Below are 12404 nucleotides of genomic sequence, written 5' to 3'. Positions count from 1 at the left end.
TTTTACTATTGAAGAAATGAAAATAATCCAAAGCTATTGGTCAAAGCCCGGAAATTTGAATAAAAATGATTTTTTAAATTTCAATCGATGTGGCTGGTTAGATAGAAAATATCATTATTTCGCTTGGATATTAAGTGCAAAGCAATTGCTTAAGTATTATAAAGATGTAGAGCTAGTTACAGATAACCAAGGATATGACTTATTGATTAATAAATTAGAAATACCTTATTCGAAGGCTTCTGTTGAATTAAATGAGATTAAGGATTATCATCCGAATTTATGGGCAATGGGTAAGATACTTTCTTATAGGTTACAAAAAGAAGCCTTTATACATGTTGATGGCGACGTATTTATATGGAAAAAATTCACTGAAAAGCTGGAAAACGCCGAACTTTTATGTCAAAATCCAGAAGAGGGTTTTAGCTATGATCAATACTATCGGAAGGCATTTTTACCTATTGCTTTGAACTTTGATTATTATCCAGAAGTACTTAATAGCTCTATTAATAAAAATGGTTGTATTAAGGCAGTGAATGCTGGAATTTTAGGTGGAACGAATATAAAATTTGTTCAAAATTACACAGAGGAAGCACTTGCATTTATCAATAAAAACATCACAAAGTTAAAACTCATTGATAGTTCTTTATTTAATGTGATTTTTGAACAATTTCTATTCAGGTCAATGGCAGATCACAATAATATAGACATAGCATATTTTCATAATAGTACAGTTTCTCCCCACTTTTTTGAGTTTGCTGGAATTCCAGATCGAACATCCTACATCCATTTGTCAGGTACTTCAAAAAAAGATATACTTCACTGTACGTTGCTCGAGAACAAATTGAGAACTGAATACCCTATGGACTATGCTAGAGTAATACGCCTATTAAAGAAAAATCAAATATAACTTAAGTTTCTATGAATATCAATCTAACCGATATTTACACTAATTATTCCGGATTTTTAATTGAAAATTACTTGAATGATACCGGAGTAAATCCAGCTATAAAAAGAGAAAATAGCATCAACGACGCCAGGCCGTTTATCCTTTTGTATTTGTTAGAAATATATACAATTAATAAGTCAGTTGAATTAAAGGATGTTATTGATAAAGAATTCCAAAATATCCTTTTGTGTAATGATAAGCTAGAAAATGATTATAGTTTAAAATCTGGTATAGGGTTACGTATTTATATTCTAATAAAAAAATATGAATTGGATCATGATGATAGGTACATAGAAAAAGCAATAGATCTAATAAAAGGGGCGGATTATTTATTTCTTGAGTCGCCTTATACATCGAATGGATTAATGGAGGGAAGAAGTGGCTTTTTGGTGTTATTAATAAAACTCCATAAAATAACTAAGCAAGATGACCTAAATCATTATATTGAAAAGTTTCTGTTAAAAATTTTGGAGGAAACAAAATTTGATGAAAACGGATGTTATTGGACGGAATCTTATACGGAGTTTTGCAGTTCAGATAGCCTAATTAATGGAACTCTAGGAATTTTTTACGCACTGAAGTATTTCGAATCATATTTCGGGGATATTTTTATCAATAATCTGGTACAAGAATTTAATATAAAGCTACCATCCCAAGAATATGTCCATGACGGTCAAGAAACGAATATTATTGTGCCTATAAATTCCGAAAACGAATTAGAAAATCAGTTAAAACAAATCTTAATCAAAAATTCATATATCAAAGAAGATTCGGAAGTTTTTAATTGTTTTCAAAATATTGATTTTCAGTTGTTTATTAACAAATTGAATAATCAAATTTTGTCAGCCTGCGCAAGGGACTGGACATTGGACCAAGACAGCTTGTTCGGAGATAAAATGCTGACCACCATGTATTACCATATCAAAACAACTGCATCACCAATTTGTGATGATTCCATTTACCCTTTTTTTTTAGAAAATACTCAATTCCCAGATTCAAAGGGAGCAATCTCTTTAGATTTATCTTCATTGAATCTTCGACGTTTGAAAACAGACTTTCCGAAAACAACAATGGTGGCTAATGCAATTGATAAATTTATAATTCCAAGTTATTTAATTGAATATTGTCCAACGATTTATAAGTCACAAGATTCTCAATTTGCCGGTTATATAGATCGGATTACGAAAATCAATAGCGGTATTCATCCATATATAGTTTTAAAAGAGGCGTTAGAAATTGACTTAAAGAGACTTGAAGTTATAGCTCAGCACAATTTTTGGCAGTCGGACGTTAGTAAAAGCGAGCGTTTTAAATATGTAACTAAGCTATTGGATCAGCCTGAAAACTGGTTATCTGATCAAAAATTAATAATATCTACTGCTGTTAAATTCTTGAAGACTCAGTTCGATTGGAAAGATGCTATTTTTGAGAGCGGTAAAGACTTACTCAATCTACCTGCAGCTAAAACGATAGTAATTTTTACTTCTATTGATAATAGACAAGTTGACGAAATATATTTAGAACATGACTTTCTGCTATTTCTTGATCTTTTTCGCGATGAAGTTAGCGTGCAAGACGCATTAAATCAAATATATTCGATTTTAAATACGCTTGAAGAAGAGAAGTTACTACAAATTTCAAAAAATATTGGTCTTACCAATATCTATAATAAAGCGGATTTTCTCTATTTATTTAAGAACACAATTTTTATGACTCTTAGAAAATGGATACAGCTTGGGATTCTGACCTTTAGCGCGGCCTAAAGCTGCTTATAAACACACGATTATCATTACACTACAATAAATAGCCAATTTGTTATGGATGAATTATTGAAAAAAATTTCGGATAATAATATTTTTCTTGAAGTTATTGATGGAGAGCTTCATCTATTTTGTGCTGACGAAGAAGTAGACAGTATTCTTTTAGGCGAAATAAAGAAGAATAAGGAATTTCTTATTAATATGCTTAAAGATAATACCGTATCACTTGATGACAGTGATAATATCCCTTATGCGATTGTCAATAATGTCTATGAATTATCTGCTGCACAACGAAGGATATGGATTGTCTGTCAGTCAGAAGAATCATGTGCCGCATATAATGTTTTTGGAAGCTATATCTTTAATGGTGCAATCGATTTATTACACTTGGAAAAATCATTTTCTTATCTGATCGAAAAGTATGATGTTTTACGAACGGTTTTTGAAGTTGATAACGATGATGGAAATATTAAGCAAAAAATCCTACCGAATAACGAGCTGCTTTTTAAGTTGGAAGTTTCCGAACTGAATGATATTGAGCGGGTGCGTCATAATATTGTCGGTGATTTTGAAAAGTCATTCAAATTGGATATTTGGCCTCTAATGGCTGCCAAAGTATACAAAGTAGATGAAAATAAGTCTTATTTTTCATTTGTTATACACCATATTATCTGTGATGGTTGGTCGTTAAATATTTTAATAAAAGACTTACTCGACTATTATAGGAACGGTCATGATGAAAATATTTCATTACTACCTCGACCGCTTCAATATTACGACTATTCTGAATGGCAAAACAAAAACTTACTGAATGATAAGATGAGCCATCATCGCACATTTTGGCTAGACAAGTTTAATGATCCAATACCAGTTTTGAATCTGACTGAAGACAAACCTCGTGCTAACTTTAATACATTTAAGGGACAGATAGCTTTAGGTACAATTGCCCCAGAAACAGCAGGAAAATTTAGACAAATTTTAAAAGAGTCTGATACATCAATGTTTATGGGGTTATTTGCGATCGTTAATATATTATTATACAAATTTACAGGGCAAACTGATATTGTTATCGGTACTCCTGTTTCAGGAAGAACACATCATGATTTGTCCACAGTCGTTGGAAGCTTTGTTAATACAATCCCTATTAGGTCTAACATACAGACAGAAGAGCCGTTTCTAGAATTTTTAGGTACAGTTAAAGCAAATATCTTAGAATGCCAGCAACATCAAGAATATCCTTTTGATGAATTGGTCCAAAATATTAAAGGACTTAATATTTCGCAGGGAAGACATCCGTTATTTGATGTGATGATGATTTTACATGATACCGAACTTGACGACATGTTAAATCAAAAAGCTGGTTCTGAATTGGAAATAGAATTTGTGGATGATCTCGTGAGCCGAACAAGTAAATTGGACCTTCAATTAACTTTCGTTGACAATAAAAAGTCAATTGAAATGAGATTCGTATATAATACTGAGATTTATAACCATCAAACTATCGTGAGTTTTATTGATACGCTCAATGATCTTATTGAAAATCTTCTCGACAATGTCTCACAACCGATAGCGTTAATCGATTCAGTTAGTGCTGCACGGAAAAATAAAATTATAAGAGGGTTTAATAATGATTTAAATCAGAATTTATATCAAGGTGGAGTCCCTTATTATTTTAATGAAATAATGGAAAAATATCCATCTAAGATTGCGCTTAATGATGGCTCTATAAGGTTGACTTATCTTGAATTGGATGAATATTCTAATAGAATTGCTAATTATTTAATGGACGAGTTTAACCTGACGAAGGGAGCTCATGTCGCAATTATTATGGATAAGTCAGTTTTTAATATAGCAAGTTTGCTTGCAGTTTTAAAAATCGGTGCTGTTTACGTTCCCATCGATCCTAAGTTTCCTCTTCACAGGATAAAATTTATTGTTGAAGATGCTAGGGCTGAAGTGATATTATGTGACTTTGATATATTTTATGAATTGGATTATATTTCTAAAAACCTAATAGCCGTTGATTTATTGTTTCCTCAAATGGAAAATAAATCGAAAGTCCCATTTGATATCTGTAATCCAGAGGATTTGGCTTATATAATGTATACTTCTGGATCGACTGGAGTTCCTAAAGGAGTTCTTATTGAACATGGGAGTATACTACGACTTGCGCGATTGAATGGTTTTTTAACCTTGGGGTCTGATGATGTTCTATTGAGCACGGGAGCAATCTCTTTTGATGCTGTGACATTTGAGTATTGGGGAATTCTTCTTAATGGTGGATTACTTGTTTTATATAGCAATACCAATACCTTTGATTCTGATATTTTACAAGACGTTATTTTGAATAACGACGTTAATATCCTATGGCTTACTTCCGGTCTTTTTAATGAAATCATTGAACATAAAATTTCTCTTTTTGAACGATTAAAAACTGTCATTGCTGGAGGCGATATTCTTTCTATTAAACATGTCAACTTATTGCATGAAGTATTTCCGCGATTACAGATTTTTAATGGTTATGGCCCGACAGAAAATACTACTTTTTCCACAGTTTATGCTGTTTCTGATTTTGCCGGCCGTGTTCCTATCGGCCGTCCTATCGGTAACACGCAGGTTTATATCTTGGGCCCGGGTGACTGTGTGCAGCCTATCGGGGCCGTTGGTGAGATCTGCCTCGGAGGGGCCGGTCTTGCACGCGGCTATCTGAACCTTGAAGAGCTGACAACGTCCCGTTTTGTGGCCAACCCGCACGTGGAAGGTGCGCTGATGTACCGGACGGGTGACCTGGGGCGGTGGCTTTCGGATGGTAACGTGGATTTTCTGGGCCGTATGGACGAGCAGCTAAAGATCCGGGGCTACCGTGTTGAGCCCGGTGAAATAGAGTCTGTCCTGATGGGCTTCGATGGTGTCAGTGCTGCCGTTGTTCTGGCACGGGAGAACGAATCCGGGGATAAGGATCTGTGCGCCTATGTTGTCTGTTCTGCGGACATCGATCTGGATGATGTGCGGAGCTATCTTTCGGGCCGCCTTCCAAGTTACATGGTTCCGGTTCAGTATATGCGTATCGAATCGGTTCCGCTGACTTCCAACGGTAAGGTCGACCGGCGTTTGCTGCTTTCCATGGGCGGTGATGATCTCCGGTCCGGGAGAACGGTCGTTCCCCCGGAAGGTGACACGGAGGTTCGGCTTGCCTCGATCTGGAGCGATGTGCTCGGCTGCGCTGTTTCTGTCATCGGCCGTGATTCTGATTTTTTTGAACTTGGGGGGCACAGCCTCCGCGCGGTGCGTCTCAGTACGGAGATCTTCCGACAGCTGGGGCGGAAGTTTGACCTGCGCGATATTTTTGCAGATCCCGTTCTCTGTGATATGGCCGTTGCTATAGCCAATAGCAGCGGTGTTGTTTTGGAGGGTATCCCCGGAGTTTCGGACAGTGCTTCGGGTTATGTTCTGTCCTCGTCCCAGCGCCGGCTGTGGGTGCTGAGCCAGTTTTCGGGTGTGGGGACAGCCTATCATGTTCCGGGGACCTTTGTTCTGGAGGGAGATGTCTGCGTTTCCGCTTTGGGGCGTAGCTTCGCGCGAGTCCTGCGCCGTCACGAGATCCTCCGGACGGTTTTCCGGGACAGTGCCGACGGTGTTCGGCAGCATGTGCTGGGTGCCGATGAGGTCGGTTTTGTTCTTGGTGAGGAAGACCTGCGTGGTGAAGGCGGGGGCGAGAGCGAGGCACTTTTGCGTGCATCGGCACTGCAGGGGGAGGCGTTCGACCTATCGGCGGGCCCCCTTCTCCGGGGCCGTCTATACCGTGTGGGTGATAGCCGGTGGATCTTTGGGTTTGTGATGCACCACATCATCAGTGACGGCTGGTCTATGGGCATTCTGGTGCGGGAGCTGCTGGCATATTACCGTTCGGAGCAAGATGGAACAGAAGCCGATCTTGTGGACCTGCGTATCCAGTACCGAGACTATGCGAGCTGGCAGCAGTCCAGCCTTGGAGCGTCTGCGCTGTCACAGGCACGTTCATACTGGCACGGCATTTTCGGAGGCGGTGTGCCTGTGCTGGAGCTGGCGACGGATTATCCCCGTCCTGCTGTAAAGAGCTACTGGGGGGGCAGTGTCCGCGGTCATCTGGGTGGCGATGTTCTTTCGGGGCTTCGCAGGCTTGTTCAGTCGGCGGGTTCGACCCTTTTCATGGGCGTTCTGTCGGCGGTCCAGGTGCTGCTGCACCGTTACACGGGGCAGGATGATATCACCGTTGGGAGTCCGCTGGCAGGGCGGGACCATGCTGACCTTGCAGGTCAGCTGGGGTTCTATGTGAACACGGTTGCCCTGCGTGGGCGTGTTTCGGGTGATATGGACTTTTTGTCCGTCCTGGGTGAGGCACGCCGCGTGACGCTTGAAGCACAGGAACATCAGGGCTATCCCTTTGATTCGCTGGTGGAGGAACTTGATCTTGAGCGTGACATGAGCCGGAGTGCACTTTTTGATGTCATGGTGGTGCTGCAGAACAATGATGGTGTCGACCTGACGGATGCGGCTTCGGGCACTGGCCTTGGGATCAGCGCAGTAGATACAGCTGAGGGCGGTACGAGCAAGTTTGACCTGATCTTTATCGGCACGGAAACGGCGGTTGGTCTTGATCTAGAGATCGAATATAACAGTGACCTATATGAGCATTCGAGTATAGAACGTATGCTGGGGCACCTGGTGGGTCTGCTAAGTTCGGCAGTGGAGTCTCCCGGGACGCCTGTTGGCCGGCTGTCCTATTTAGGGACCGATGAGCTGCTGTACCTGCAGAGCGGGCTGGGCCATCGTGATATAGGTTATCCAGTAGAGGATACGCTGGTTTCGCTCTTTGCGGAGCAGGTGGGTCTTTCTCCCTCTTCCATCGCCTTGGTCTTTGGTGATATTCAGCTGAGCTATGCTGCGCTGGATGAGGAGTCCAACCGCCTTGGTCATTACCTTTTGGAAGAGTATGGTGTGGTCCGGGGAGAGCATGTTGGTCTGTGCCTGGAGCGTAGCGAGTGGCAGGTGATCAGCATGCTCGCTGTTCTGAAGTGTGGCTGTGCGTATGTTCCGATCGATCCATTGTATCCCTCGGAGCGGATCAGCTATATGAAGCGGGATAGTTCGATGCGGGTTCTGCTTGATCCTAGGGTGCTGGATAATTACCTTTCGGCCCGGGAACAGTATTCGATTTTCCCTGTTGATATTGATGTGCAGGCTGGGGATCTTGCTTATATCATCTATACTTCCGGTTCTACGGGCGAGCCCAAGGGTTCGCTGGTCGAGCACCGGAATGTTGTCCGTCTACTGAAGACGGATGCCCCGCTCTTCGATTTTGGGCCATCGGACGTTTGGACGATGTTCCATTCCTACAGTTTTGATTTTTCGGTATGGGAAATATATGGGGCCCTTCTGTTCGGGGGGCGCGTTGTTGTGGTTCCTTTGGCGGTGGCGCAGGACCCGGAAGAGTTTTCCGGTCTTTTGCTCTCTGAGGGAGTTACGGTGCTTAACCAGACGCCTTCTGCGTTTGTAGGGTTGTCTTCACGGCTTGTGGAACAGAGTGTTACGGCCCTTCCGTTGCGCTATGTTATCTTTGGGGGGGAGGCGCTCAAGCCAGGTATGCTGCGGGACTGGTATGAGCAGTATCCCGGTGTTTCGCTGGTGAATATGTACGGGATCACCGAGACGACGGTGCATGTTACCTATAAGGAGATCGGTGCCCAGGAGATTGTCTCGGGAGTTAGCAATATCGGCCGTCCGATCCCAACGTTGGGCTGTTATGTGCTTGATGCCTCTGGGGAGTTTGTTCCTGCCGGAGTTCCGGGTGAGCTGTATGTAGGGGGCGCCGGGGTCTGCCGGGGTTACCTGAACCGTCCAGAACTGGATTCCCAGCGATTTTTGCGGGACTTTATTGTTTCGGGCGAGCGTGTTTATCGTACGGGTGACCGTGTGCGGCTGTTGGCGAGCGGAGACCTGGAGTACCTGGGCCGGCTGGACCATCAGGTCAAGGTACGTGGCCACCGGGTTGAACTGGGAGAGATCGAAAGCCTGCTGTCCGGCCATGCTGGTATTTCGGGATCGGTGGTACAGGCGACCGACCTTTCTGGCGACGGTATCCTGGAACTGGTGGCCTATGTTGTTGGCGATATGGTGAGCGGCAGTGATCTGCGGAACTACCTTTCCGGTCGTCTTCCGGGCTATATGGTTCCGGGGTACTATGTGTTTCTGGAGCGTCTTCCGCTGAATTCGAACGGTAAGGTCGACCGGAGCCTGCTTCCCGTTCCCGACGGACGGAGCGCAGCATCGGGGGATGTATATGAAGCTCCGGGCAGTGACACGGAGATTCGGCTTGCCTCGATCTGGAGCGAGGTGCTCGGTGTTGAACAGGTCGGTGTGCTTGACAATTTCTTTGAGCTGGGCGGGCATAGCCTGAAAGCTGTCAAGTTGAGTTCGTTAATACAAGATGAGTTTGGCGTCCATATCGCTTTAAAAGATATTTTTGCAGATCCCGTTCTCTGTGATATGGCCGTTGCTATAGCCAATAGCAGCGGTGTTGTTTTGGAGGGTATCCCCGGAGTTTCGGACAGTGCTTCGGGTTATGTTCTGTCCTCGTCCCAGCGCCGGCTGTGGGTGCTGAGCCAGTTTTCGGGTGTGGGGACAGCCTATCATGTTCCGGGGACCTTTGTTCTGGAGGGAGATGTCTGCGTTTCCGCTTTGGGGCGTAGCTTCGCGCGAGTCCTGCGCCGTCACGAGATCCTCCGGACGGTTTTCCGGGACAGTGCCGACGGTGTTCGGCAGCATGTGCTGGGTGCCGATGAGGTCGGTTTTGTTCTTGGTGAGGAAGACCTGCGTGGTGAAGGCGGGGGCGAGAGCGAGGCACTTTTGCGTGCATCGGCACTGCAGGGGGAAGCGTTCGACCTATCGGCGGGCCCCCTTCTCCGGGGCCGTCTATACCGTGTGGGCGAGAGCCGGTGGATCTTTGGCTTTGTGATGCACCACATCATCAGTGACGGCTGGTCTATGGGCATTCTGGTGCGGGAGCTGCTGGCATATTACTGTTCGGAGCAAGATGGAACAGAAGCCGATCTAGGGGATCTGCGTATCCAGTACCGTGACTATGCGAGCTGGCAGCAGTCCAGCCTTGGAGCGTCAGCGCTATCGCAGGCACGTTCATACTGGCATGGCATTTTCGGGGGCGGTGTGCCTGTGCTGGAGCTGGCGACGGATTATCCCCGTCCTGCTGTAAAGAGCTACCGTGGGGGCAGTGTCCGCGGGCATCTGGGTGGCGATGTGCTTTCGGGCCTTCGCAGGCTTGTTCAGTCGGCGGGTTCGACCCTTTTCATGGGCGTTCTGTCTGCGGTCCAGGTGCTGCTGCACCGTTACACGGGGCAGGATGATATCACCGTTGGGAGTCCGTTGGCAGGGCGGGACCATGCTGACCTTTCGGGTCAGCTGGGATTCTATGTGAACACGGTTGCCCTGCGCGGACAGGTGAGAGGTGATATGGACTTTTTGTCCGTCCTGGGTGAGGCACGCCGTGTGACGCTTGAAGCACAGGAACATCAGGGCTATCCCTTTGATTCATTGGTAGAGGAGCTAAAACTTAAACGAGATACCTCGCACCATCCTCTTTTCGATATCTGGGTTGTGTTAAAAGATAATGAGGAAATATTTGATCAATCATATCTTGAAAATCTAAAAATTACTGAAGTTGATAACGCCGTAGTCGAATCATCTCGGTTAGACCTATCTTTTGAATTTATTGATTTGCAAAATGAACTACAAATAAAGTTGATTTATAATTCAGACTTATTCAGTAGTAAGCGTTCGTTGAACATTTTGAATCATCTTATTGAGCTCATTACCAATTTGGTAAATCAACCCAGATTAAAAATAGGTGAAGTTCCATATCTAAGTCAGGAAGAATCGGAAAGATTAATTCACTTTTACAGCAAAAACCTAACAACTCCGATCTTCGAAAAACAAAATATTATTGAAATATTCAAAGATCAGGTTGAACTTAATGGAAATAAAACTGCTATAGAATATGGTAAGGTTCGGTTGACATATAAAGACTTAGCTTTATTTAGTGATCATTTCGCAGCATATCTAAGAGAAATGTGCCATGTATGTGCTGGCCAAAACGTGTCCGTTTTGCTTGAAAGAAACGAATATACTATTATAGTCCTACTAGCTATCTTGAAACTTGGGGCAATATATGTGCCGATAGATTTAAACTTCCCAGACAAACGTATTAATGATATTATTACTGATAGTGATAGTAAAGTGGTTATTAATCAGGATAATATAAATGATTTTCTTGCAAACAAAAGAAAATATGAAGATCATATTGTCACACAAGAACTTAATGAAAAATTAATTTACATAGTATATACTTCAGGTTCAACTGGGAAACCTAAAGGAGTAATGGTAAGCCATAGCGCCATTATAGATTATGTAAACGGTATTTTGCAATGTACAAATCTTTTAGAATGCGACTCTTTTGCATTGACATCGACAATCGCTGCGGATTTAGGAAACACTATAATCTATGTAGCATTACTTACAGGTAAGAAAATTGTTATTGTTGATAGGGAAAAAGCGATGAATCCCCAGTTCATGTCAAAGTTAAATGTGGATTGTTTAAAGATCGTACCATCACATTGGAAATCCCTGCATAGCCAAGATAATCCCATAATTCCCAATAAGTGTTTGATATTTGGAGGGGAGGAACTAACAGCAGATGTAGTTGAGAGTATAGTATTAAATGAGCGCAACTGCAATATATATAATCATTATGGACCTACTGAAAGCACAATAGGAAAGTTGATAAAGAAAATAGATAATTCTTCTGAATTAAATATAGGGAAGCCCTTTGGAAATAATATAGTAATGTTATTAGATAAGAGTTTTGGCTTAGTGCCGAAAATGGTTGTAGGAGAGATATTTATTGGTGGGGACGGCCTGGCTGAAGGTTATTGGAATAATCGAGCACTCACTAAAGAGAAGTTTATAGATGTTAACATCACGGGTAGCAAAATTAGATTATATCGTACCGGAGATTTAGGTATTAGAAAAGAAAACGGTGAAATAAAATATCTCGGACGTGTAGATGATCAAGTAAAGATACGGGGGTATCGTGTAGAACTCAATGAAATCAGACAGGAACTGATTTCTAGAAATGAAATAGAAGATGTAGTTGTCTTAACAGCAAATCTCCTAGGAAATGAGAAAGCCATTCTATGTTTTGTAAAAGGAGAAAATATAACCAAAGACGAAGATTTTATTGGTTACCTCAGTGAAAGATTACCGGATTATATGCTTCCTTATAAGGTGTTGAAGGTAGACGATTTTCAATTGTTGGAAAATGGAAAGATTAATAGAGAGAGATTAATTGAATCAGTTTTAGATAATACTGAAGTAATAGATAACTCTAACTGTACTTTAACCGAAAGGAAGCTTATCCATATTTGGAGCTCAGTATTAGGTATTAATGAAAATAGAATCGGCGTAGAAAGTAACTTTTTTGAGCTAGGAGGACATAGCCTATCTGCAATAAGAATTATAGGAAAGATCCATGAAGAGTTTAATGTCCAGGTCGAAATCAGTAATTTCTTTGATAATCCAACAATTTCCACCATCGGAGATGAAATCGATAACATACAATGGTTAAGCAATTAAAACGATAATTTTCA

General features: G+C 42.4%; 3 protein-coding genes. All 3 read left to right on the top strand.

The features are described from left to right. The first annotated feature begins 16 nt into the window (after positions 1–16). Genes CBM24_RS21735 through CBM24_RS21725 form a run of 3 tightly spaced genes read left to right on the top strand, consistent with a single transcriptional unit; the run spans position 17 to position 12390 of the window. The gene (locus tag CBM24_RS21735) at positions 17–907 is read left to right on the top strand and encodes a DUF6734 family protein (RefSeq protein ID WP_088162711.1); all 891 of its coding nucleotides are present in this window, start codon (positions 17–19) and stop codon (positions 905–907) included. An 11-nt stretch (positions 908–918) separates the two neighbouring features. Beyond that, on the top strand, positions 919–2709 hold the full coding sequence (locus CBM24_RS21730) for a lanthionine synthetase LanC family protein (protein ID WP_088162710.1): 1791 nt from the start codon (positions 919–921) through the stop codon (positions 2707–2709). A gap of 54 nt (positions 2710–2763) precedes the next feature. Then, complete coding sequence (locus tag CBM24_RS21725; RefSeq protein WP_088162709.1) at positions 2764–12390, top strand: non-ribosomal peptide synthetase; 9627 nt, start codon at positions 2764–2766, stop codon at positions 12388–12390. Positions 12391–12404: the final 14 nt, after the last annotated feature.

The sequence above is a fragment of the Sphingobacterium sp. G1-14 genome (genome assembly GCF_002196555.1).
In the GTDB taxonomy this organism is placed as follows: domain Bacteria; phylum Bacteroidota; class Bacteroidia; order Sphingobacteriales; family Sphingobacteriaceae; genus Sphingobacterium; species Sphingobacterium siyangense.
This window is presented reverse-complemented; position numbering and strand designations above follow the sequence as displayed.